Source organism: Enterobacter sp. LM3, assembly GCF_046622475.1.
Lineage (GTDB): Bacteria > Pseudomonadota > Gammaproteobacteria > Enterobacterales > Enterobacteriaceae > Enterobacter > Enterobacter cloacae_P.
The window spans coordinates 203,814-226,620 of record NZ_JBJURN010000006.1; the positions used below are offsets into that span (position 1 = coordinate 203,814).

At 54.5% G+C, this 22,807-nt stretch carries 21 protein-coding genes; 11 read left to right on the forward strand and 10 right to left on the reverse strand.

What is annotated here, in order from left to right; genetic code table 11:
- Positions 1–64: 64 nt before the first annotated feature.
- A complete protein-coding gene (locus ACJ9N4_RS09880) occupies positions 65–1,318 on the reverse strand; it encodes an MFS transporter (protein WP_182271293.1) in 1,254 nt (417 codons plus the stop codon).
- Between the two features lie 121 nt (positions 1,319–1,439).
- On the opposite strand from ACJ9N4_RS09880, the gene ACJ9N4_RS09885 reads away from it, so the two are divergent.
- The 3 genes from ACJ9N4_RS09885 to bioD all read left to right on the forward strand — a co-directional run bounded on the left by ACJ9N4_RS09885 (position 1,440) and on the right by bioD (position 4,513).
- A complete protein-coding gene (locus ACJ9N4_RS09885; RefSeq protein ID WP_182918497.1) occupies positions 1,440–2,345 on the forward strand; it encodes a LysR family transcriptional regulator in 906 nt (301 codons plus the stop codon).
- 121 nt (positions 2,346–2,466) lie between these two features.
- Entirely contained in the window at positions 2,467–3,687 is a 1,221-nt protein-coding gene (mlc, locus tag ACJ9N4_RS09890) for a sugar metabolism global transcriptional regulator Mlc (RefSeq protein WP_182918496.1), read from the forward strand.
- A 130-nt stretch (positions 3,688–3,817) separates the two neighbouring features.
- Complete coding sequence (gene bioD / locus ACJ9N4_RS09895) at positions 3,818–4,513, forward strand: dethiobiotin synthase (protein WP_182271296.1); 696 nt, start codon at positions 3,818–3,820, stop codon at positions 4,511–4,513.
- Here bioD and clcB read toward each other — a convergent pair.
- The 4 genes from clcB to ACJ9N4_RS09915 form a co-directional block, all read right to left on the reverse strand.
- A complete protein-coding gene (clcB, locus tag ACJ9N4_RS09900) occupies positions 4,448–5,758 on the reverse strand; it encodes a voltage-gated ClC-type chloride channel ClcB (RefSeq protein WP_182271297.1) in 1,311 nt (436 codons plus the stop codon). The two genes, bioD and clcB, sit on opposite strands and share 66 nt — an antisense overlap.
- 124 nt (positions 5,759–5,882) lie before the next feature.
- Complete coding sequence (gene dmsD, locus ACJ9N4_RS09905; protein WP_182918495.1) at positions 5,883–6,497, reverse strand: Tat proofreading chaperone DmsD; 615 nt, start codon at positions 6,495–6,497, stop codon at positions 5,883–5,885.
- Positions 6,498–6,598: 101 nt separating this feature from the next.
- Positions 6,599–9,040 (reverse strand): selenate/tellurate reductase subunit YnfE, encoded by a 2,442-nt coding sequence (gene ynfE / locus ACJ9N4_RS09910; RefSeq protein ID WP_182918494.1) that lies wholly within the window; start codon positions 9,038–9,040, stop codon positions 6,599–6,601.
- 135 nt (positions 9,041–9,175) lie between these two features.
- Positions 9,176–9,469 (reverse strand): DUF1161 domain-containing protein, encoded by a 294-nt coding sequence (locus ACJ9N4_RS09915; RefSeq protein ID WP_182918493.1) that lies wholly within the window; start codon positions 9,467–9,469, stop codon positions 9,176–9,178.
- Between the two features lie 69 nt (positions 9,470–9,538).
- On the opposite strand from ACJ9N4_RS09915, the gene ACJ9N4_RS09920 reads away from it, so the two are divergent.
- A complete protein-coding gene (locus tag ACJ9N4_RS09920; RefSeq protein WP_395122927.1) occupies positions 9,539–10,285 on the forward strand; it encodes a YnfC family lipoprotein in 747 nt (248 codons plus the stop codon).
- Positions 10,286–10,301: 16 nt separating this feature from the next.
- Here ACJ9N4_RS09920 and speG read toward each other — a convergent pair whose 3' ends face one another.
- Positions 10,302–10,862 (reverse strand): spermidine N1-acetyltransferase, encoded by a 561-nt coding sequence (gene speG / locus ACJ9N4_RS09925; protein WP_182271302.1) that lies wholly within the window; start codon positions 10,860–10,862, stop codon positions 10,302–10,304.
- The gene (locus ACJ9N4_RS09930) at positions 10,862–11,200 is read right to left on the reverse strand and encodes a DUF1283 family protein (RefSeq protein ID WP_182271303.1); all 339 of its coding nucleotides are present in this window, start codon (positions 11,198–11,200) and stop codon (positions 10,862–10,864) included. The genes speG and ACJ9N4_RS09930 overlap by 1 nt, the downstream gene beginning before the upstream one ends.
- Positions 11,201–11,353: 153 nt before the next feature.
- Here ACJ9N4_RS09930 and ACJ9N4_RS09935 point away from each other — a divergent pair, with 153 nt between their 5' ends.
- From ACJ9N4_RS09935 to ACJ9N4_RS09955, 5 genes are all read left to right on the forward strand, one after another.
- Positions 11,354–11,680 carry a YnfA family protein gene (locus ACJ9N4_RS09935; RefSeq protein ID WP_182271304.1) on the forward strand — a complete coding sequence of 109 codons (327 nt, stop codon included), beginning with the start codon at positions 11,354–11,356 and terminating at the stop codon, positions 11,678–11,680.
- Between the two features lie 111 nt (positions 11,681–11,791).
- Positions 11,792–13,006, forward strand: a complete 1,215-nt coding sequence (gene manD / locus ACJ9N4_RS09940) for a D-mannonate dehydratase ManD (RefSeq protein ID WP_182918492.1) — start codon at positions 11,792–11,794, stop codon at positions 13,004–13,006.
- A 14-nt stretch (positions 13,007–13,020) separates the two neighbouring features.
- Positions 13,021–14,040, forward strand: a complete 1,020-nt coding sequence (locus ACJ9N4_RS09945; protein ID WP_182918491.1) for a Zn-dependent oxidoreductase — start codon at positions 13,021–13,023, stop codon at positions 14,038–14,040.
- Positions 14,041–14,113: 73 nt separating this feature from the next.
- Positions 14,114–15,481 carry an MFS transporter gene (locus ACJ9N4_RS09950; protein WP_182918490.1) on the forward strand — a complete coding sequence of 456 codons (1,368 nt, stop codon included), beginning with the start codon at positions 14,114–14,116 and terminating at the stop codon, positions 15,479–15,481.
- A 224-nt stretch (positions 15,482–15,705) separates the two neighbouring features.
- A complete protein-coding gene (locus ACJ9N4_RS09955; protein ID WP_182918489.1) occupies positions 15,706–17,169 on the forward strand; it encodes a mannitol dehydrogenase family protein in 1,464 nt (487 codons plus the stop codon).
- A 41-nt stretch (positions 17,170–17,210) separates the two neighbouring features.
- Here ACJ9N4_RS09955 and ACJ9N4_RS09960 read toward each other — a convergent pair whose 3' ends face one another.
- Both ACJ9N4_RS09960 and ydfG read right to left on the reverse strand, forming a co-directional pair.
- Complete coding sequence (locus ACJ9N4_RS09960; RefSeq protein WP_182918488.1) at positions 17,211–17,897, reverse strand: GntR family transcriptional regulator; 687 nt, start codon at positions 17,895–17,897, stop codon at positions 17,211–17,213.
- A 91-nt stretch (positions 17,898–17,988) separates the two neighbouring features.
- Complete coding sequence (gene ydfG, locus ACJ9N4_RS09965; RefSeq protein ID WP_182918487.1) at positions 17,989–18,735, reverse strand: bifunctional NADP-dependent 3-hydroxy acid dehydrogenase/3-hydroxypropionate dehydrogenase YdfG; 747 nt, start codon at positions 18,733–18,735, stop codon at positions 17,989–17,991.
- A gap of 143 nt (positions 18,736–18,878) precedes the next feature.
- Between ydfG and dcp the strand changes: the two genes are divergently transcribed.
- Positions 18,879–20,909, forward strand: a complete 2,031-nt coding sequence (gene dcp / locus ACJ9N4_RS09970; RefSeq protein WP_182918486.1) for a peptidyl-dipeptidase Dcp — start codon at positions 18,879–18,881, stop codon at positions 20,907–20,909.
- A gap of 39 nt (positions 20,910–20,948) precedes the next feature.
- Here the strand turns inward: dcp and ACJ9N4_RS09975 are convergent, their stop codons facing one another.
- Positions 20,949–21,938, reverse strand: a complete 990-nt coding sequence (locus ACJ9N4_RS09975) for a 2-hydroxyacid dehydrogenase (protein WP_182918485.1) — start codon at positions 21,936–21,938, stop codon at positions 20,949–20,951.
- Between the two features lie 447 nt (positions 21,939–22,385).
- On the opposite strand from ACJ9N4_RS09975, the gene ACJ9N4_RS09980 reads away from it, so the two are divergent.
- Complete coding sequence (locus tag ACJ9N4_RS09980; protein ID WP_182274505.1) at positions 22,386–22,805, forward strand: translesion error-prone DNA polymerase V autoproteolytic subunit; 420 nt, start codon at positions 22,386–22,388, stop codon at positions 22,803–22,805.
- The last annotated feature ends 2 nt before the right edge of the window (positions 22,806–22,807 follow it).

The window sequence follows — 22,807 nt, forward strand, 5'->3', positions numbered from 1 at the left end:
TGTCTGAATCAGCCGATGACAAAAAATAGCATCGGCTCGATTTAAACACGAAGACGGTTGAATGTTAATGCAGACGTTTATGCAGACTGGCACCTACCAGCAACGCCGCACACAGCATCAGCGCAATAAACCCGCCCACGCCGTTCCAGCCGTAGTTATGCCAGAACACGCCGCCAAGCGTCCCGGCGATACTGGAGCCGAGATAGTAGCTAAAAAGATACAGGGACGACGCCTGACCTTTGGCGCGCCGCGCACGTGGGCCTATCCAGCTGCTTGCCACGGAGTGAGAGGCGAAAAAACCGGCGGAGAAGAGCAGCATCCCGGCAAAAATCAGCCACAGGGATGAGAAGAGCGTCATCAGCAGGCCGAGCAGCATCACCGCCGTTGACACCAGCATCACCGGGCCGCGGCCAAAACGTGCGGTCATCGCACCCGCTTTCGGTGAACTCCAGGTTCCCGTGAGATAAGCGACGGAGAGCAGACCCACGACTGCCTGGCTCAGGTGCCAGGGAGAGAGCATCAGGCGGTAACCAATGTAGTTAAACAGCGTGACGAATGACCCCATCAGCAGGAAACCGGTCAGGAACAACCGTGGCAACCCTTTATCACGCCAGTGCAGGCGGAAGTTGATAAACAGCGTTTTTGGGCGCAGGGACGTCGGGCGGAAGTGGCGTGACTCGGGTAGAATTTTCCAGAACATCAGTGCAGATGCGAGGGCAAAACAGCCGATCACGGCCAGCGCAATGCGCCAGCTAAATAAATCCGTAAACACCCCGCTCAGCAGGCGGCCACTCATCCCACCGATAGAGTTTCCGCTGATATACAGTCCCATTGAGAATGCGACAAAGCTGGGGTGGATCTCCTCGCTGAGATACGTCATCCCGACCGCCGCCACACCGCTCAGCGATAACCCAATCAGCGCGCGCATCATCAGAATACCGTGCCAGCTGGTCATCATGGTGGAAAGCAGGGTACAGACGGACGCCAGCATCAACGCGGTGACCATCACCGGTTTGCGGCCAATGGCGTCGGAAAGTGGTCCGGTAAAAAGCAGGCCAATAGCCAACATCCCGGTTGAGATCGACAGCGAGACACTGCTGCTGGCAGGCGACACGCCAAACTCATGAGACAAAACGGGAAGGATGGGCTGAACGCAATAAAGCAGGGCGAAGGTTGCCAGTCCTGCAGAGAAAAGCGCCAGCGTGACGCGCATAAATTGGGGAGTACCACGTTTGATGAACTGCACCGGCTGTGATGCTGCGGGTAAATCATCAACATCGCTTGCCGGAGCGATATCAATGGTAGTTGTACGACTCACACATGTTCCTTGCTTAAACATCCCCGTGATTTCTGGTGACGGGTATGACCACATGATCAGAGTAGGAAATTGTAAATATTCTGTCTAATATATTAATAATCTCAAATGATACTTTAAAGATATGAATATTGAACTGCGTCATCTGCGCTATTTTGTCGCTGTAGCGGAAGAGCTGCATTTTGGCCGTGCTGCCGCGCGGTTGAACATCTCTCAGCCACCGCTGAGCCAGCAAATTCAGATCCTGGAGCAGCAGGTGGGGGCTCGTCTGCTTGCACGTACTAACCGCAGCGTGAGCCTGACGGCGGCAGGAAAGCAGTTTCTGGCCGACAGCAGACAAATTCTGAGCATGGTTGATGACGCAGCCGCCCGGGCCGAACGGCTTTATCTGGGGGAAGCCGGTGAACTGCGCATCGGTTTTACCTCATCCGCTCCGTTTATCAGCGCCGTTTCGGAAACGCTCTCGTCGTTTCGTCGTCACTTCCCGGATGTACATATTCAGACGCGCGAAATTAACACCCGCGAACAGATTGCCCCGCTTAATGAAGGTTCGCTCGATCTGGGGTTGATGCGTAATACCCAGTTGCCTGACACGCTGGAGTGGCAGGTGATTTTGCGCGAACCGCTGATGGCGATGATCCCGCATGACCATCCGCTAGCCTCGTGCCCCGCCGTCACGCTGTCAGAGCTGGCAAAAGAGCCGTTTGTCTTTTTTGACCCTCAGGTAGGCACGGGTCTGTATGACGATATTCTCGGCCTGATGCGGCGCTACGATCTTGCCCCGGTGATTACCCAGGAAGTGGGAGAGGCAATGACCATTATTGGGCTGGTTGCGGCAGGGCTGGGTGTTTCTATTCTCCCGGCCTCCTTTAAACGGGTACAATTGCGTGAAATGCGCTGGGTTCCCATTGCTGAATCTGATGCGGTTTCAGAGATGTGGCTGGTCTGGTCAAAACACCATGAACAGAGCCATGCGGCACAGCGTTTCAAAAAGCAGCTTATCGCCGCCTCTGCAGGACGATATTTATAGCGAAATGGGGATAAAAATGTGCAGTAAATCACATGGCTAAGTAAATATTTGACGACGGCCATTGAAGTGCTTCACCATAGCCCACAGTTTATTTCGAAGCTCGAAAATAAGGGAGTACGAGGTGGTTGCTGATAGTCAGCCAGGGCATATTGATCAGATTAAGCAGACCAACGCTGGCGCGGTTTATCGCCTGATTGATCAGCTTGGTCCGGTTTCGCGTATCGATCTTTCGCGCCTGGCACAACTGGCACCTGCCAGTATCACCAAGATTGTCCGCGAAATGCTGGAAGCCCACCTGGTTCAGGAGACGGAAATTCAGGAGCCGGGCAGCCGCGGCCGTCCGGCAGTCGGGCTGGTGGTGGAAACGGAAGCGTGGCACTACCTGTCGCTGCGTATCAGTCGCGGCGAAATTTTCCTTGCGCTGCGTGATCTGAGCAGCAAGCTGGTGGTGGAAGATCGACTGGAGTTGCCGCTCGACACGGAACAATCGCTCCTCGATGCGATCATCACGCATATCGATCAGTTCTTTATCCGTCACCAGCAGCGGCTTGAGCGTTTAACGGCGATCGCCATCACCATGCCGGGGATTATTGATACCGAAAATGGCATTGTGCACCGCATGCCGTTTTACGACGATGTTAAAGAGATGCCGCTGGGTGAAGCACTGAAAAGTCATACGGGTGTGCCGGTCTATATTCAGCATGATATCAGTGCCTGGACGATGGCCGAGGCACTATTTGGTGCGTCACGCGGTGCACGGGATGTTATTCAGGTGGTGATTGATCACAACGTAGGGGCGGGTGTCATCACCGACGGACGCCTTCTGCACGCCGGGAGCAGTAGCCTGGTGGAAATTGGTCACACCCAGGTCGATCCCTACGGGAAACGGTGTTACTGCGGAAACCACGGCTGTCTGGAAACCATTGCCAGCGTGGAAAGCGTGCTGGAGCTGGCGCAGGTGAGACTCAGCCAGTCAATGAGTTCGACACTCCACGGGCAACCGTTAACCGTCGACTCGCTCTGCGCCGCGGCGCGTCAGGGCGATCTGCTGGCGAAGGACATCATTACCGGTGTGGGGAATAACGTCGGTCGCATTCTGGCCATCATGGTGAATCTCTTCAACCCACAAAAAATTCTGATTGGCTCACCGCTTAGCCAGGCGGCAGAGATCCTTTTCCCGACCATTTCGGCCTGTATTCATCAGCAGTCGCTCCCGGCGTACAGCAAGAATATTGTGGTCGAAAGTACGCAATTCTCGAACCAGGGCACGATGGCCGGTGCTGCGCTGGTGAAAGATGCGATGTACAACGGCTCGTTACTTATTCGCTTACTGCAGGGTTAACTCTTTTCCACAGATGCAAGAAAGATTGCGCTATCTCAAGCCGGGTAGCGCATGCATCCCGTAGACTTCCCCCACTGAATTATTTACCTGGTTTATATTTCCGAAGCATACCCAAGAGGTGGAGTGAGTCATGCTTAAGCGTTTCTTTGTTACTGGTACTGATACCTCTGTCGGGAAGACGGTGGTGTCTCGCGCGTTGCTGCAAGCCCTGGCGGCACGCGGTGAGCGCGTCGCAGGGTACAAACCGGTCGCAAAAAGCAGTAAAGAGACGCCAGAAGGACTGCGTAATAAAGACGCACTGGTTTTGCAAAGCGTTTCATCCCTGGAATTGCCTTATCATGCGGTCAACCCTATTGCGTTGAGCGAAGATGAGAGCAGCGTGGCACACAGCGGTCCGATCAACTACACCCTGTTGTCTGACGGCCTGGCGAACCTGAGTGAGAAGGTTGACCATGTGGTCGTTGAAGGCACGGGCGGGTGGCGCAGCCTGATGAACGATTTGCGCCCGTTGTCCGAGTGGGTAGTACAAGAGCAACTGCCGGTGGTGATGGTGGTTGGGATCCAGGAAGGGTGCATCAACCATGCGCTTCTGACGGCGCAGGCCATTGCCAACGACGGCCTGCCGTTGATTGGCTGGGTGGCAAACCGTATCAACCCGGGTCTGGCGCACTATGCAGAAATCATCGAGGTGCTGAGCAAAAAACTGCCAGGTCCACTGGTGGGGGAACTGCCTTATCTGCCTCGCGCCGAGCAGCGCGAGTTAGCGCAGTACATCGATCTCTCTGCCTTCGGCAGCGTGTTGACCATAAATAGAGTCGTGGCGTAACGTTCGCGACAGCACAGACGCCACCACGCAGGCTACCAGCAAACCGGGCAGCAAAAAATACTGCCCGGTCATTTCACAGACCATCAGCGCCGACATAATTGGCGCGTGTGTCGTCGCGGCGAGCAACGTTGCCATCCCCGCCAGCCCCAGCAAAATTGCCATCTCTGATCCCGGAAACCACAGCGCGGAGATCTGCGCAAACAGCATCCCTGTTGCCATACCGACAAACAGCGTCGGGGTGAAGACTCCACCCGGAGCGCCCGAGCCGCTACTCGCCAGTACCGCCAGTAATTTGCACAGAAACACACCAGCAATCACCGACAGTAATGGTGGGGAAAGAAGAAACGCCTGCACCACACTGTAGCCATTGCCCCATACTTTTGGCGTCATCAGTGACAACAGTCCGACGATCAGCCCGCCAAGCGCCAGTTGCCAGGGCGGTGAGAGTTTGAGACGCAGAAACAGAGAGTGGCTGAACGTCATCAACCACATCAGCAGTGGGCCGCAGATACCTGCCAGCAAGCCTATTCCAACGATCAGCGAATAATCCGTCGCCGTGAGCATTTCGCTAAGATGGACTTCGTAGAGTGTGCTGGCTCCGGGGCTTAACAGACGCGTGGTGAGCAGCGCCACCACGGCGGCAATCACAACCGGGCCGAGCGAGGCCAGCATCAGAGTGCCAAACAGAATTTCAGCAATAAAAAGGCTACCGGCCAATGGTGCGTGATAGGCGCTGGCCATCCCGGCGGCGGCTCCGCAGGCGATCCACAATTTCCATTCGGATTTCGGCGTAAAGCGTTGGGCGAAACAGGAGGCCGCCAGTGCTGCAAGCAGGATCATGGCACCCTCACGACCAATAGCGCTTCCGCTGGCGACGACCAGCAACGACGCAAGGGATTTGACCAGGCTGGCTCCGTAATCAAACTGTCCGTCTCCGGTTTCCAGCGCTTCCATATAATCCGTCGGGGCATGGGGACGCTGCGCCGTCAAACGTTGCCATCCCCACAACAACAGCCCGGCAGCCAGCCCGCCAAGCGCCGGTGTCAGTGCACGACGCCAGGGCGACAATGCCGCGGCAGCATCCACCAGACTGCCGCTTTCGTTGCTGAGGAATACCCACTCCAGCAAATACATGGCGTGGCGGAATACAGCAACGGCCAGCGCGGCCAGCACGCCAGTGATGGTGGCAATCAGGAGTCTGCGAAACATCGCTCGGATGTCAGGGTAAGTGTGAAGACGTTGCATGGGCCGCAATTGAACAGGGCAGATACCGTATTGTGAAGTGAAATCGCGGTGTTAGCAAAAGGTATACGTGCGGAAAAGTGGAGAACCCGGCTTGCCCGGTATCGGTGAGCAAGCCAGAACCTCGTTAACGATAAAGCGGTTTTTCAGCGACCGGAATAATTAATGTGGATTGCCAGTCCGCGAGCGTCAACTGAGCAAGTTTACCGAGTGCGGTGTAGAACGGGTGTCCGGCATTTTCGACAAATACAGAAAGAAAACGGGTGCTCCACGGCAAAAGGTGCCAGGCCAGAAGCTGGTCGCGCTCCGTATCGCGACCGTTTTCGGTCAGCCACCCGGCCAGCAGCAGCAACGCACCAAACTGATCTTCCGGTTCATTCTGCTGCATTTCAAAGACGATGTTGTTCTCACGCATCCACTGGCGCAGCGCGAGGGTTGAGTCACCAAACAGCACAGATTCGCGATCCAGCCACACGGAACCCCACGGCGGGGCGGGAAGCGCATACGGGCCAATAAACAGACGTTGCCAGACCTCCATTAGTGGTTCATCGGCGGGCACTTTGAAAGATTCCTCTATGTGCTGTAAAACATCCTGCGCCAGAGGCCAGTCCTGCGTCCAGCCGCCAGCGGTGAGCGCATTGACCAGAGGTGCGGCTTGCTCGCTGTCCGGAGCAAAATAGAACAGTGCGCCTAATACTCTGGCACTAAACGCGAACGATTCGCGGTGTGATACGTTATTCATGACTATATTCCTTACTCGCGCGGGTTGCCCCGCACGTTTATGTTAACCCGCAATTGCCATACCGACGGTCATATGCAGACCATAGAATAGCTCACGGTTAATCAGCTCACCTTTTCAACCTGCACCAGATTGGTGTGCTGCGGGTTACCTTTTGCCAGCGGTGACGGACGGTGCGTGGTCAATGTGTTGATGCACGAGCCGTGGTCGATGCGATCGCCGTTCATGTTGGCATCATGCCAGGCTCCCTGGCCCATTGCGCTCACGCCAGGCATGATGCGTGGCGTCACTTTCGCCGGAATACGCAACTCACCGCGATCGTTAAAGACGCGCACCATGTCGCCGTTCTTAATGCCACGTTTGTCGGCATCGACAGGGTTGAGCCAGATCTCCTGGCGGCAGGCCGCTTGCAGAACATCAATGTTGCCGTAGCTGGAGTGGGTGCGGGCTTTAAAGTGGAAGCCGAACAGCTGAAGCGGGAAGGTGCTGCGCTCAGGGGCATCCCAGCCGTCAAACGTAGAGGCATAGACCGGCAGCGGGCTGATGGTTTCATCTTTTTCCAGCGCCCAGGTGCTGGCGATCCTGGCCAGCGCGCTGGAGTAGATTTCAATCTTGCCCGATGGGGTTTTGAGTGGGTTTGCCTCGGGGTTGTCGCGGAATTTTTTGTAGGCCACAAAATGCCCAGCCGGATCTTTACGCTTATATATACCCATTTGTTTCAGCGCGTCATAGGACGGCAACTGTGGATCTTTTGCGAGCATTTTGGCATACAGGAACTGTAACCACTGCGCCTGGGTGCGGCCTTCGGTAAACTGCTGATGGATATCTGACCCGAGACGTTTCGCCACTTCACTCATGATCCAGTAGATAGGCTTGCGCTCAAACTTCGGTGCGGTAACGGGCTGCAGGAAAATCAGATATCCCATGTTGCCCGCGTAATCGTTAGGAATAATGTCTTCCTGTTCCACGGTCATTAAATCCGGCAGCAGAATATCGGCATACTTCGCTGACGAGGTCATAAAGTTGTCGATCACCACGATGGTTTCGCACTTGCTTTCATCCTGCAAAATATCGTGGGTTTTATTGATATCGGAGTGCTGGTTAATGATAGTGTTACCGGCATAGTTCCAGATAAATTTGATCGGCACATCGAGCTTATCTTTGCCGCGTACACCGTCGCGCAGGGCGGTCATTTCCGGGCCACGGACGATGGCATCCGTCCAGCTAAAGCAGGATATCTGCGTTTTCACCGGGTTGTCCGGCAGCGGCATACGCTCAATCGTGATGGTGTAGGTGGATTCACGTGCGCCGCTGTTACCGCCGTTGATCCCCACATTGCCCGTCAGGATCGGCAGCATGGCGATAGCGCGGGATGTCAGTTCGCCGTTGGCCTGACGCTGTGGGCCCCAGCCCTGACAGATATACGCCGGTTTCGCTGAGCCAATCTCACGTGCAAGCTTAATGATGCGATCGGCTGGGATCCCGGTGATACGTGAGGCCCACTCCGGCGTTTTGGCCGTGCCATCGTCACCCTGACCGAGAATATAGGCTTTGTAATGACCGTTTGCTGGCGCGCCTTCCGGCAGCGTTTTCTCATCGTATCCCACGCAATATTTGTCGAGGAACGGCTGGTCTACCCGGTTTTCATCAATTAACACCCAGGCGATACCGGCCACCAGCGCGGCGTCAGTGCCTGGACGAATCGGGATCCATTCATCTTCACGCCCTGCGGCGGTGTCGGTATAGCGAGGATCGATAACGATCATCCGCGCGTGAGAACGTTCGCGTGCCTGTTCGAGGTAATACGTGATCCCGCCGCCGCTCATGCGCGTTTCCGCCGGGTTATTACCGAACATCACCACCAGTCTGGTGTTTTCAATATCAGAGGTGCTGTTGCCATCGTTGCTGCCATAGGTGTAGGGCATTGCACAGGCAATTTGTGCCGTACTGTAGGTACCGTAGTGGCTTAAGAATCCGCCGTAGCAGTTCATCAGGCGAGCCACCAGCGAGGCGTAGGGGGAGGAGCGGGTGATATTACCGCCCACAATCCCGGAAGAGTAATTAATGTAAACCGCTTCGTTACCGTATTTTTCCACCACACCTTTCAGGCTGGTGGCAAGGGTGTCCAGTGCTTCGTCCCAACTGATACGTTCAAACTTGCCTTCGCCACGTTTACCGACGCGTTTCATCGGGTAATTCAGGCGGTCGGGATGGTTTATTCGACGGCGAATAGATCGACCGCGCAGGCACGCACGCACCTGATGATTGCCATAAACATCATCGCCGGTATTATCCGTTTCGACCCAGTACACTTCATCATCACGGACGTGCAGGCGCAGCGCACAGCGACTACCGCAGTTTACCGAACAGGCTCCCCATACCACTTTATCTTCCGCGGGTTGCATGGCGTTTTGTACCGCCGCAGCGGCGCTTTTCATGCCAAAAGGAAAAGAAAGCCCGCCAGCAGCAAGCGCCAGAGAACCTATCGCCGTGGATTTAACCAGCATTCGGCGGCTGATCCCGCCGTGACGTTCAATATCGGACATGACTCACCCCATCATTGCTGTTACGTATTATTTTCTCCCGTTATTAAAACCGGGCTAATGATGGGGTGAGTGTTACTTATTTGGCGGTATTAAATATTAATCCTCATCAATTCAAGGGGTACTGGTGCCTAAAAATCACTGAGGTTCACCTTGCGCATTGTCCTGAGTGCCTGAAGCTGCGCTGTTCCCTGTGCGGGTGTACAAGATTTTAAAAGTATCACTGGCACAATGACCAACCACCTGTGCATCCGGTTGGTCGGCCTGATCGTTTGGCACGATGCTCAGCGTAAAGCCGGACTCTGGTACACCGTTGTTGATGATTTTCTGCTGAATGTCGCTCTTCACGCGCTCGCAGGAATCCGGGGCGGCCAGAGTGGCCGTTGAAACACTCATTAACAGCAGGGCGGTAATCCAGGGTAACCGTTTCATCTGTCGCTCCTTTTCTCTGTGTGTAGATTAATTTTAGCAGGGATCGTGTAAACATCTGTATTTGCTAATATGATTGGGAATAATCTCCCTGTATCGGTAAATGATGTGAAGAAATACGCAGTGATAACGTTACTGGCAACGGCACTGGTGGGGTGTGATAACAACTCTGCGCCGCTGTCGTTTACGCCTGAGATGGCGAGCTTCTCGAACGAATTTGATTTTGACCCACTGCGCGGGCCGGTTAAAGACTTTTCCCAGACGCTGTTCAACGACAAAGGTGAGGTATCCAAACAGGTGACTGGCACGATGTCATCGGAAGGGTGCTTCGATACGCTGGAGCTGCACGACCTGGAAAATAATACGGGCGTCGCGCTGGTACTGGATGCCAACTACTACCTTGATGCTGAAACACAGCAGCGCAAAGTGAAGCTGCAGGGGAAATGTCAGCTGGCTGAATTACCGTCGGCGGGCGTGACGTGGGACACTGACGACAACGGCTTTGTGGTGGCAGCACACGGAAAAGAGATGGAAGTGAAGTACCGCTACGATGCCGACGGTTACCCGCTGGGTAAAACGACGGTTTCCGGCGAACAGCACTTGTCCGTGCAGTCGACACCGTCAAAGGATTTGCGCAAGCGAATGGATTATACGGCGGTGAGCACACTAAACGATAAGCCGCTGGGAAATGTGAAGCAGAGCTGCGATTACGACCGTCACAATAACCCGGTGAGTTGCGATCTGATGATCATCGACGACAGCGTCAAACCCGCCGTTGAGCACAAATACACCATAAAAAACAGTATTGATTACTATTAAGAAAAAACCGCGCAGTTTACTGCGCGGTCGCTTTCAGTTGAGTCGTGCCGGATGCTTTGTGCCCGGCCAGATGCTGGTGCTGGAAGATACACATGCGGATGGTGTTGCGGTATTCACCATTGATAAAGAACTCATGGATCAGTTCACCTTCCACCATAAAGCCAAGCTTGCGGTAGATATGGATCGCTTTTTCATTCTCTTTATCAACAATAAGATAGAGCTTATACAGGTTTAATACGTTGAACCCGTAATCCATCGCCAGCTTTGCTGCCCGCGAGGCGAGACCTTTCCCCTGATGCTCCGGCGAAATGATTATCTGGAATTCCGCCCGACGGTGGACGTGGTTGATCTCAACCAGCTCGACCAGACCGGCTTTTTCACCTTTGCACTCCACCACAAAACGGCGTTCGCTCTGATCGTGGATGTGCTTGTCATAAAGATCCGACAACTCCACAAACGCCTCGTATGGCTCTTCGAACCAGTAACGCATCACGCTGGCGTTGTTGTCGAGCTGGTGAACAAAGCGCAGGTCTTCACGCTCCAGCGGACGCAATTTAATGTCACTTATGCCCGACATTAAGGTGCAACCGTGCGGCCAGTACGGCGATCCAGGCAGCGCAGTGTGTTTGGCTCCCAGTAGGCATTGACGTTTGCACTTTGCTGACACTTGTCACGTGCATCAAAAGCAACATCTTCTTTATCCCACTCTTTTTCAGCACGTTTGTTGACCTTCTGACGAAGGTTACGGGTGTCATTCCATTGTTCTTTGTCCATCGCAGCGTTCTGACGGCTCTGCGCGCTATCACCAGACTCAATAATGAGTTTGCTGGTTTCGGCTGTAGCCGTTGCGGCAAAGGCGAACGATGACAGCGCCAGCAGGGCTGTCAGACAAAGGCGTTTGCTTAATGTAGTCATAGCGTTTCCTTTTTTAATGGGCGCAGAAAATTAAGTTACCCAGTCCCGATTCTACATCAAACCGAAATGGCGTCATACCCACGCCGCAGGTATTGAAAAGTAAAGGGCATTATCAGGTATGATAGTTAAATCAATCCTCACGTAATGTCCAAAATGATTAAGACGACGCTGCTTTTTTTTGCCACCGCACTGTGTGAAATTCTCGGATGCTTCCTGCCCTGGCTGTGGCTGAAGAAGGGGGCATCGGTGATGTTACTGGTGCCTGCGGGTATTGCGCTGGCGTTGTTTGTCTGGCTATTAACGCTGCATCCGGCAGCCAGTGGACGCGTCTATGCGGCGTACGGTGGTGTCTACGTCTGTACCGCACTGCTGTGGCTGCGCGTTGTTGATGGCGTCAGACTCAGCCTGTATGACTGGGCCGGCGCGCTGGTTGCACTGTGCGGTATGCTGATTATTGTCGCGGGCTGGGGGCGGGCGTAAGCCCCCATAATTTGTGATCTCTCGCTGATTTTTTGATCGCAATACTTGTATGGTAGTAGTGCAGTTGGATAAATTTCCTGCATCACAACGAGCGATGTAAGGAACTGGATCATGAAGATTGTCGGGGCTGAAGTTTTTGTTACCTGCCCGGGGCGTAACTTTGTCACCCTTAAGATCACCACCGATGAGGGCATTGTCGGTTTTGGCGATGCCACACTGAACGGACGTGAACTCTCCGTTGCCTCTTACCTGAAAGATCACCTGTGTCCGCAGCTGATTGGCCGCGATGCGCACCGCATAGAAGATATCTGGCAGTTCTTCTATAAAGGCGCTTACTGGCGTCGTGGGCCGGTCACCATGTCGGCGATTTCGGCCGTCGACATGGCGCTCTGGGACATCAAAGCCAAAGCGGCCAATATGCCACTCTACCAGCTGTTGGGGGGCGCATCCCGCGAAGGGGTGATGGTTTATTGTCACACCACCGGGCACACCATCGACGACGTACTGGAAGATTACGCCCGTCACAAAGAGATGGGCTTTAAGGCGATCCGCGTCCAGTGCGGTGTACCGGGTATGAAAACCACCTACGGTATGTCTAAAGGAAAAGGGCTGGCCTACGAGCCAGCGACCAAAGGCGACTGGCCGGAAGAGCAGCTGTGGTCCACCGAAAAATACCTCGATTTCACGCCGAAGCTGTTTGATGCGGTGCGAAGTCAATTTGGTTTTAATGAACACCTGCTGCACGACATGCACCACCGTCTGACGCCAATCGAAGCGGCGCGTTTCGGTAAGAGCATCGAAGACTTCCGTATGTTCTGGATGGAAGACCCAACACCTGCGGAAAACCAGGCGTGTTTCCGTCTGATCCGCCAGCACACCGTCACGCCTATTGCCGTGGGGGAGGTGTTCAACAGTATCTGGGACTGCAAACAGCTGATTGAAGAACAGCTTATCGACTATATCCGTACCACCATTACTCACGCAGGGGGGATCACCGGGATGCGCCGCATTGCGGACTTCGCGTCACTCTACCAGGTGCGTACCGGCTCGCACGGTCCGTCGGATTTATCACCAGTTTGTCACGCTGCCGCACTGCATTTTGACCTGTGGGTACCGAACTTTGGCGTACAGGAATATATGGGTTATTCGGAGCAGATGCTGGAGGTCTTCCCGCACAGCTGGCGCTTCGATAACGGTTATATGCACCCGGGTGATAAACCCGGGCTGGGCATTGAGTTTGACGAAAAACGGGCGGCGAAATACCCGTATGATCCCGCCTACCTGCCGGTGGCTCGTCTTGAAGATGGCACGCTGTGGAACTGGTAAACGAGGAACGAACGATGAAAAGCGTAGTGATCCAACAACCGAACGCACTGGTGATTGAAGAGCGTCCACTCCCGACGCCTGGTGCAGATGACGTGCGCGTCAAAATCAGGCTCGCCGGGATCTGCGGTTCAGACAGCCATATCTACCGTGGTCATAACCCGTTCGCCAGATATCCACGCGTAATCGGTCATGAATTTTTTGGCGTCATTGATGCTGTGGGCGAGGGCGTTGAGCACGCCCGTCTGGGTCAGCGCGTTTCGGTTGACCCGGTGATCAGCTGTGGTCACTGTTACCCATGTTCCGTCGGCAAACCCAACGTCTGTACTTCGCTCGTGGTGCTGGGCGTCCACCGTGACGGTGGGTTCAGCGAATACGCGGTTGTGCCCGCTAAAAACGCCTGGCCAATCCCGGACGCGATCCCGGACAAACATGCCGTGATGGTTGAGCCATTCACCATTGCTGCCAACGTAACGGGCCAGGCGAAACCCACCGAACAGGATATTGCGCTGATCTACGGCGCAGGCCCAATGGGGCTGGTTACCGTGCAGGCGCTGAAGGGGGTCTACAAGGTGAAGCAGGTTATCGTCGTTGACCGCATTGACGAACGCCTGGCGATGGCTCAGCGCAGCGGCGCGGACTGGGTGTTGAATAACGGCGAACAGTCATTACAGGCAGCCCTGGAGGAGAAAGGGATCAAACCGACGTTAATCATTGATGCCGCCTGTCATCCGTCTATTTTGCAGGAAGCCATTACCCTGGCCTCCCCGGCAGCCCGCATTGTGCTGATGGGCTTTTCCAGTGAACCGAGCCAGATTGTTCAGCAGGGGATCACCGGCAAAGAACTGGCGATATTCTCCTCGCGCCTGAATGCTAACAAATTCCCGGTCGTTATCGGCTGGCTGGAAAAGGGGCTGATCGACCCTGAAAAACTGATTACCCATACTTTTGACTATCACCACGTAACAGACGCCCTCGAACTGTTTGAGAAAGACCAGCGGCAGTGCTGCAAAGTCTTGCTCACGTTCGGCCAATAATAATTCACGCGGTTAAGAGCCTGCACAGACAGGCTCTGAGTGGTACGCATCTTACCTTTCAGAGATAGCCATTATGACGCAAGTACAACCTCAAAGAACAACCTCCGATCTGGTGAAAGCCGCCGTTTCAGGCTGGCTGGGTACCGCGCTGGAGTTCATGGATTTTCAGCTTTACTCACTGGGTGCCGCGCTGGTATTCCACGAAATCTTCTTCCCGGAACAGTCTGCGGCAATGGCGCTGATTCTGGCGATGGGCACCTACGGCGCAGGCTATATTGCCCGCATCGTCGGCGCGTTTATCTTCGGCAGGATGGGCGACAGCATCGGGCGTAAGAAGGTGCTGTTTATCACCATTACCATGATGGGGATCTGTACGACCCTGATTGGTGTATTGCCAACCTATGCGCAGATAGGGATTTTTGCACCTGTTCTGTTAGTCACGCTGCGTATTATTCAGGGGCTGGGGGCCGGGGCGGAAATCTCCGGGGCAGGAACCATGCTGGCAGAGTACGCACCAAAAGGAAAACGCGGCATCATCTCCTCGCTGGTGGCGATGGGCACCAACTGCGGAACGCTGAGTGCAACGGCCATCTGGGCGGTGATGTTCTTTGCCCTTGACCGCGAAGAGTTGCTCGCCTGGGGCTGGCGCGTGCCGTTCCTCGCCAGTGTGGTGGTGATGATCTTTGCCATCTGGCTGCGAATGAACCTTAAAGAAAGCCCGGTATTTGAGAAAGTGAACGACGCTGAAACTGCCGCCCCGGATACGTCGCTGGGGGCGATGTTTAAGAGCAAATCGTTCTGGCTGGCGACCGGTCTGCGCTTTGGCCAGGCGGGGAACTCCGGCCTGATCCAGACGTTCCTCGCTGGTTATCTGGTACAGACGCTCTTGTTCGATAAAGCGATCCCAACCGATGCGCTGATGATAAGCTCCATCCTGGGCTTCCTCTCCATCCCGCTGCTGGGCTGGCTGTCCGATAAAGTCGGGCGTCGTTTACCGTACATTATTCTGAATATCTCGGCCATTATCCTGGCGTACCCAATGCTGTCGGTAATCGTCGATAAAAGCTATGCACCAGGCGTCATTATGCTCTCCATGATTGTGATTCATAACGTGGCGGTACTGGGGCTGTTCGCGCTGGAAAACATCACGATGGCGGAAATGTTCGGTTCGCGTAATCGCTTTACCCGGATGGCTATCTCAAAAGAGGCGGGTGGTCTGGTGGCGGTTGGTTTCGGCCCGGTACTGGCGGGGATCTTCTGCAATATGACCGGCTCCTGGTGGCCGATTGTCGCAATGCTGGTAGCGTACTCCGTGATTGGGCTGGTGTCCGCCATCCTGATGCCAGAAGTGCGTGACCGGGATTTGAGTTTGGCGGAAGACGCGGCTGAAGCCCCGCGTCACGGATCTGTCGGGTACGGGGCGCTCTCTTCACGCCGCTGATGGTTTATATCTTGAGGTACTTGTCACACAACTTTTTGCTCGTGTCACACCACATGGACAAAAGTTAATATAAATCAATATATGAATCTGAAGTATCCGTATGGTTGATGGCAGATATTTTTTTACGACATCTACCATTCTAGTTGGTGTAGTCAACAGGCGCTGCCGCTCCGGTAAGAGGGCGGCAGTGGATCACAGCTTTCTTTACTTAACGAGTCTCAATCATGGAAAACCGGTTATTACAGGCGAAAGCGACCCTTCCTCAGTACGATCGCGATAGCCTCAGGGCACGCATTGTTCATTTAGGGTTTGGTGCATTTCACCGTGCGCACCAGGCGGTGTATACCGACATTCTCGCCGCTGAACACGGCAGCGACTGGGGTTACTGCGAAGTTAACCTGATTGGTGGCGAACAGCAAATTGCCGATCTGAAGGCACAGGATAACCTTTACACCGTGGCGGAGATGTCCGCCGATGCATGGACATCTCGTGTGGTTGGCGTTGTCAAAAAAGCGCTGCATGCGCAGGTTGACGGGCTGGAAGCCGTGCTGGCGGCGATGTGCGAACCGCAGGTGGCCATTGTTTCACTGACCATCACCGAAAAAGGATACTGCCACTCACCGGCGACCGGGAAACTGATGCTCGATCACCCGTTAATTGCTGCCGACCTGCAAAATGTTCACCAGCCAAAATCTGCTCCGGGCGTTGTGGTTGAAGCGCTGGCGCGTCGTAAAGCGGCGGGCCTGCCTGCTTTTAGCGTGATGTCCTGCGACAACATGCCAGAGAATGGCCACGTGATGCGCAATGTGACCTGCGCCTATGCCCGTGCTGTTGACGGTGAACTGGCAGACTGGATTGAAGCCAACGTGACCTTCCCGTCAACGATGGTGGATCGCATCGTGCCAGCGGTAACGGCGGAAACGCTGGATAAAATCGAGCAGCTGACGGGTGTACGCGATCCGGCGGGGGTTGCCTGTGAACCGTTCCGTCAGTGGGTGGTTGAAGACAATTTTGTCGCCGGGCGTCCGCAGTGGGAAAAAGCCGGCGCGGAGCTGGTGGCAGACGTTATTCCGTTTGAAGAGATGAAGCTGCGTATGCTTAACGGCAGCCACTCCTTCCTGGCATACCTCGGCTACCTGGCGGGATACCAGCACATCAACGACTGCATGGCCGATGAGCACTACCGCGCCGCCGCACACGCGTTAATGCTAAAAGAACAGGCCCCAACGCTGAAAGTGAAAGGGGTTGATTTAGGTCGCTACGCTGATCTGCTGATTGCACGTTACAGCAACCCGGCTCTGCGTCACCGCACCTGGCAAATCGCGATGGACGGCAGCCAGAAGCTTCCACAGCGTATGCTGGATTCTGTCCACTGGCATCTGGTGCATCAGAAACCGTTCCCGTTGCTGGCGCTGGGCGTGGCGGGCTGGATGCGCTATGTCGGCGGCGTGGATGAGCAGGGTAACGCCATTGAGGTGGTCGACCCGCAACTGGCGGTCATTCAGGCTGCGGTAAACGGTAGCCCAGAGGGCGAAAATCGCGTGAAAGCGCTACTGGGCATTGAGACTATCTTTGGCAAAGAGTTACCGCAGGAAGCCGTTTTTGTGGATGCGGTGATGAAGGCTTATCAGACATTACTGCAAAAAGGAGCGAAAGCTACGGTGGCGCAGTACGCGGCACAGCGGTAACACCACTGCCGCATCCCGCACGCGGTGGGATGCGGCAAGCATTATTCTTCGCTAAACCAGTCGCTGTTTTCCTGACGAATCAACAAGACCGACTCGCTAATTTCCTGCAGATGCAGCGTCATCGCTTTTTCCACGCCATCAGGATCGCGTTTTTCCAGCGAATTGAAAATATCGTGGTGCTGTCGGAGCAACATTTCCGGCGGCGAGACATGATCAAGACTCATATAGCGCACGCGGTCAATGGTGGCTTTGATGTTTTCGATGGTGTCCCACGCCAGCTGACAATCCGCAATTTGCGCCAGCTTCTGGTGAAACTCGTCATCGAGCTGGAAAAAGTCATTCAGCTGTTTACGGTCAATCGCAATACGCTGCTGATGCAGGTTTTGCTCCAGTTGATAACACTGGTTGTCATTGATAAGCGATGCGGCGCGGCGCGCGACGGCACATTCAATGGCCTGACGGACAAAACAACCATTACGAACCTGAGAAAGTGAAATCTTATTCACATAACTGCCGCGCTGGGGGCGGATCTGGATCAGGCCGTTTTCAGCCAGCTTAATAAATGCCTCTCGCACCGGCTGACGGGAAACGTCAAAACGTACCGAGACCTCTTTTTCAGAGAGTGGTGTTCCCGGCGGGATCAGGCAGTGCACAATATCACGTCGCAAAATGCGATAGATTTGCTGATTAACAGGCTGGGTAGGATTAAGTTGTGATTCAGCGGCCATGAGTTGTCATTTCTCAGAGAGTTAGCCTGAACATACTACCATTCTTTTGGGATCTGCGACAAACCCGGCCCGCAGGCCGGGAAGGGCAAAATTAGCCGCGATGGATGCTAAGTCCGGCAAAACTCTGGCTGACTGGCATCATTTCAACGGTATTAATGTTGACGTGTTTTGGCAGCGTCGATACCCACCAGACCGCTTCGGTAATATCTTCCGGTGTCAGTGCATTGGCGTTTTCATAGGTTTTATCCGCTTTTGCGTCATCGCCTTTGAAACGCACGTTAGAGAACTCGGTACCGCCAACCAGACCTGGCTCGATATCGGTGACGCGAATGGCGGTGCCGTGCAGGTCGGTGCGCAGGTTAAGGCTGAACTGGCGTACGAAGGCTTTGGTCGCGCCGTAGACGTTACCGCCTGCGTAAGGCCAGCTACCGGCGGTAGAGCCGATGTTGATCACGTGGCCGCGATTGCGCTCAACCATGCCCGGCAGTACGGCGCGGGTCATGTACACCAGCCCTTTATTGTTGGTGTCGATCATGTTTTCCCAGTCTTCCACGCTGGCTTTGTGGGCAGGCTCCAGACCCAGCGCCAGACCCGCATTATTGACCAGCACGTCGATGGCATGCCATTCGGCAGGCAGGTTCGCCATCATCTCTTCAATGGCGGCACGGTTGCGGACGTCCAGCTGCGCGGTCAGGATACAGTCACCTAACTCATCTTTCAGCTCCTTCAGGCGCTCCTGACGACGACCCGTTGCAATCACCTTATGCCCGTTGGCAACGAAGCGGCGCGTGATGCTTTCACCAAAACCCGACGTCGCCCCGGTAACTAAAATAATCATCTCACTGTTCCTCAACGCTTTTTGTGTTGAACTACCATAGCACGCGCGCGGGCGCGGCGTTAAGGCAACTTTTGTATGACAGCATTGCAGGTGAGGGCGGCCTGGCCTACTCTGGGGAGATACACCGTTCTCAGGAGTGAAAGATGTCGGTCAGCAATCCTTTTTTTGAAATCAGCCTGTTGCCTTATCAGGCTCCGCATTTTGACGAAATCAACGATAGCCATTATCGCCCTGCATTCGATGAAGCCATACGACAGAAGCGTGCAGATATTGCTGCCATCGTTGCACAGACCGCCGCGCCTGACTTCAACAACACGGTGCTGGCGCTGGAAAAAAGCGGTGCCATGCTGTCGCGCGTGAGCAACGTTTTCTTCGCCATGACCTCTGCACACACCAATGATGATTTACAGGTGCTGGACGAACAGTTTTCGACAGAGCTGGCGGGGCTGGCGAACGATATCTGGCTCAACGAAACGCTCTTCACCCGCGTGGAGAGCGTCTGGCAGGATCGCGCGGCGCTGGATGCCGAATCCCGTCGTCTGGTGGAAGAGACGTATCAGCACTTCATTCTGGCGGGCGCACGCCTGAACGATGCCGGGAAAACGGAACTGAAAGCGCTGAATACCGAGTCGGCGTTACTGACCAGTCAGTTTAATCAGCGCCTGCTGGCGGCGGATAAAACGGGTGGTCTGGCGGTGGATTATGCGTACCAGCTTGAGGGGTTGAGCGCAGACGAGATGGCGACCGCCGCGCAGGCTGCCGCAGAGAAAGGGTTGAACGATCGCTGGCTGATACCGCTGCTCAATACCACGCAGCAGCCTGCGCTTGCTGCGCTGACCGATCGGCAAACGCGTGAAAACCTGTTTAACGCGGGATGGGTGCGCACCCAGAAAGGGGATGAAAATGACACCCGTGAGCTGATCCTCCGCCTCGTCGCGCTGCGCGCGCGTCAGGCACACCTGCTGGGTTTTGACGATTACGCCAGCTGGAGTATTGCCGATCAGATGGCGAAAACCCCTGCAGCAGCGCTGGCATTTATGCGCGGTATCGTGCCGGCGGCGCGCGCCCGGGCAGAGCGTGAGCAGGCGGATATCCAGAAAGTGATTGATGACGAGCAGGGCGGTTTCACGGTGCAGGCCTGGGACTGGTCTTTTTACGCCGAGCGCGTGCGCCTGGGGAAATATGCGCTGGATGAATCGCAGATCAGGCCGTACTTTGCCCTCAATACCGTGTTGCATGACGGCGTCTTCTGGGCGGCCAGCCAGCTGTTTGGCATCCGTTTTGTCGAGCGTTTTGATATTCCGGTCTATCACCCGGACGTGCGCGTATGGGAAATCTTTGACCACACCGGTGAAGGCATGGCGCTGTTCTACGGTGATTTCTTCGCCCGGGATTCCAAAGGCGGTGGCGCGTGGATGGGGAATTTTGTCGAGCAATCGTATGAGCGTGCTGCGCGTCCGGTTATCTACAACGTCTGTAACTATCAAAAACCGGCTAACGAACAGGCGGCGCTGATCTCCTGGGATGATGTGGTCACGCTATTCCATGAGTTTGGTCATACGCTGCACGGCCTGTTTGCCAGTCAGCGTTACGCCACGCTCTCTGGCACCAATACGCCGCGTGATTTCGTCGAATTCCCGTCGCAAATCAACGAACACTGGGCCAGCCATCCGCAGGTGTTTGCGCATTATGCCCGTCATTACGAAACCGGAGAACCGATGCCGGAAGCGCTGCGGGACAACATGCTCAAGGCGACCCAGTTCAACAAAGGCTATGACATGACGGAACTGCTGAGCGCAGCGTTGCTGGATATGAACTGGCACAGCGTCCGCGATGCGGTGGATGATGTTGAGGCTTTTGAAGCCGCAGCGCTGAAAAAAGAGGGGCTGGATCTGCCCGCCGTACCGCCACGCTATCGCAGCAGCTACTTCGCCCATATTTTCGGAGGCGGGTATGCGGCAGGTTATTACGCGTATCTCTGGACGCAGATGCTGGCCGACGATGGCTATCAGTGGTTTGTCGAGCAGGGCGGGTTAACGCGTGAGAACGGGCAGGCATTCCGTGAGGCGATTTTGTCGCGCGGGAACAGCAGTGACCTGGAAACGCTGTACCGCAACTGGCGTGGGCACGATCCTGAGATCGAACCGATGTTGAAGAATCGTGGGTTGAGTTAAAAAAACACCCGGCGGCGCAACGCCACCGGGTGACAATGCTTATACCAGCGCGTTAGGGCATGCTTCGCCTTTCTCCAGCTGCTGCAAATTCCCCAGCGTCGTTTCCGAAATGCTGATCAGCGCTTCGGCCGTCAGGAACGCCTGGTGGCCAGTGAACAGGACGTTATGGCAGGCAGACAGGCGACGGAACACATCGTCCTGGATCACGTCGTTAGACTTATCCTCAAAGAACAGATCGCGTTCGTTTTCATACACGTCCATACCCAGCGCGCCTATCTTCTGAGTTTTCAGCGCTTCAATTGCGGCCTGAGAGTCAATCAACCCGCCACGGCTGGTGTTGATGATCATCACGCCGTCTTTCATCTGGTCAAACGCCGCCTGGTTAAGCAGGTGATAGTTTTCCGGCGTCAGCGGGCAGTGCAGGGAGATAACGTCTGACTGGGATAGCAGCGTCGTCAGGTCGACATACTCCACGCCCAGCTCCAGCGCGGCAGCGCTTGGGTACGGATCAAACGCCAGCAGGCGCATACCAAAACCTTTCAGAATGCGAAGTGTCGCGACGCCAATTTTACCAGTACCAATTACACCGGCGGTTTTGCCGTACATGGTGAAACCGGTCAATCCTTCCAGAGAGAAGTTGGCATCACGCGTGCGTTGATAAGCGCGGTGAATACGACGGTTCAGCGACATCATCATCCCGATGGCGTGCTCGGCGACCGCTTCCGGCGAATAAGCCGGTACGCGCACCACCTTCAGACCCAGTTCTTTCGCCGCATCAAGATCCACGTTGTTGAAGCCAGCGCAGCGCAGGGCGATATACTTCACCCCATGCTTTTTCAACTCTTCCAGCACCGGGCGGCTGCCGTCGTCGTTTACAAAGATGCAAACACCATCACAACCGTGCGCCGTTTTGGCTGTTTTTTCAGTCAGCAGAAAGTCGAAAAATTCAAGTTCGAATCCGTAAGCCTCGTTAACATGTTGCAGATACTTTTTGTCGTACTGCTTTGTGCTGTATATCGCGAGTTTCATAAGACTTTCTCCATTAATTTTGCATCCACGTTAGCATGATTAAAATATTCTTACAATTTATAAAATATTATTGAATTCAATGGGTTCTATGAATTATTTTAGAACATCTATACCCATTAACTCTATGATATTCAAACTACACAACTTTCTTCAGCATGAATTTATCCTGGGGGTGTCCTGGGGACATTGCCGTTGGCATTCTGGTGTGTAGCATGTCCACCTGATCCTGTTCATACCACCGATCCACGTTGAACAAACATCAAATGCTGGCTGAATGATGAGCATAAGAAACCATCGCCGGAAAATTTACAAAGACCATAATTCGAAGCGAGATAGAAACTTAGAAGCGAAGCGGTGAGGCTTTACACAGACATAGCGTATCCAGTGTCTTGCACGTATTCTCAAATGAAACTACTGTATATAAAAACAGTCATTGAGATGTGCATTATGGAATTCTACAGACCAGCAGATTTACGGGAAATTATTGCTATCCCGCTTTTCAGTGATTTAGTGCAGTGTGGATCCCCCAGTCCGGCTGCCGACTACGTTGAGCAGCGCATTGATCTCAATAAGTTGCTTGTTTCTCATCCCAGCTCGACCTACTTCGTCAAAGCCGCAGGCGATTCAATGATTGAGGCCGGGATCAGTGCTGGTGATCTACTGGTTGTTGATAGCTCCCGTACTGCTGAGCACGGGGATATCGTCATTGCTGCTGTCGACGGTGAATTCACGGTTAAGCGTCTTCAGCTGCATCCTGTTGTCATGCTCAAACCTGAAAATTCCGCATACAGGCCATTTATTATAGGTAGTGAAGATAATCTGGAAATTTTTGGTGTAGTGACGTACATCGTGAAATCTGCTGTCTGATC

Bases quoted from the DNA above. Each gene is read 5' to 3' on its own strand.
- ACJ9N4_RS09920 (WP_395122927.1), top strand. From the start codon at position 9,539: ATGATTGGGAATAATCTCCCTGTATCGGTAAATGATGTGAAGAAATAC.
- speG (WP_182271302.1), bottom strand. From the start codon at position 10,862: ATGTCGGGCATAAGTGACATTAAATTGCGTCCGCTGGAGCGTGAAGAC.
- dmsD (WP_182918495.1), bottom strand. From the start codon at position 6,497: ATGAATAACGTATCACACCGCGAATCGTTCGCGTTTAGTGCCAGAGTA.
- ACJ9N4_RS09975 (WP_182918485.1), bottom strand. From the start codon at position 21,938: ATGAAACTCGCGATATACAGCACAAAGCAGTACGACAAAAAGTATCTG.
- clcB (WP_182271297.1), bottom strand. From the start codon at position 5,758: ATGCAACGTCTTCACACTTACCCTGACATCCGAGCGATGTTTCGCAGA.
- ACJ9N4_RS09960 (WP_182918488.1), bottom strand. From the start codon at position 17,897: ATGGCCGCTGAATCACAACTTAATCCTACCCAGCCTGTTAATCAGCAA.
- ynfE (WP_182918494.1), bottom strand. From the start codon at position 9,040: ATGTCCGATATTGAACGTCACGGCGGGATCAGCCGCCGAATGCTGGTT.
- bioD (WP_182271296.1), top strand. From the start codon at position 3,818: ATGCTTAAGCGTTTCTTTGTTACTGGTACTGATACCTCTGTCGGGAAG.
- manD (WP_182918492.1), top strand. From the start codon at position 11,792: ATGAAGATTGTCGGGGCTGAAGTTTTTGTTACCTGCCCGGGGCGTAAC.
- ACJ9N4_RS09950 (WP_182918490.1), top strand. From the start codon at position 14,114: ATGACGCAAGTACAACCTCAAAGAACAACCTCCGATCTGGTGAAAGCC.
- ACJ9N4_RS09955 (WP_182918489.1), top strand. From the start codon at position 15,706: ATGGAAAACCGGTTATTACAGGCGAAAGCGACCCTTCCTCAGTACGAT.
- ydfG (WP_182918487.1), bottom strand. From the start codon at position 18,735: ATGATTATTTTAGTTACCGGGGCGACGTCGGGTTTTGGTGAAAGCATC.
- ACJ9N4_RS09945 (WP_182918491.1), top strand. From the start codon at position 13,021: ATGAAAAGCGTAGTGATCCAACAACCGAACGCACTGGTGATTGAAGAG.
- ACJ9N4_RS09935 (WP_182271304.1), top strand. From the start codon at position 11,354: ATGATTAAGACGACGCTGCTTTTTTTTGCCACCGCACTGTGTGAAATT.
- ACJ9N4_RS09930 (WP_182271303.1), bottom strand. From the start codon at position 11,200: ATGACTACATTAAGCAAACGCCTTTGTCTGACAGCCCTGCTGGCGCTG.
- ACJ9N4_RS09915 (WP_182918493.1), bottom strand. From the start codon at position 9,469: ATGAAACGGTTACCCTGGATTACCGCCCTGCTGTTAATGAGTGTTTCA.
- ACJ9N4_RS09885 (WP_182918497.1), top strand. From the start codon at position 1,440: ATGAATATTGAACTGCGTCATCTGCGCTATTTTGTCGCTGTAGCGGAA.
- ACJ9N4_RS09980 (WP_182274505.1), top strand. From the start codon at position 22,386: ATGGAATTCTACAGACCAGCAGATTTACGGGAAATTATTGCTATCCCG.
- dcp (WP_182918486.1), top strand. From the start codon at position 18,879: ATGTCGGTCAGCAATCCTTTTTTTGAAATCAGCCTGTTGCCTTATCAG.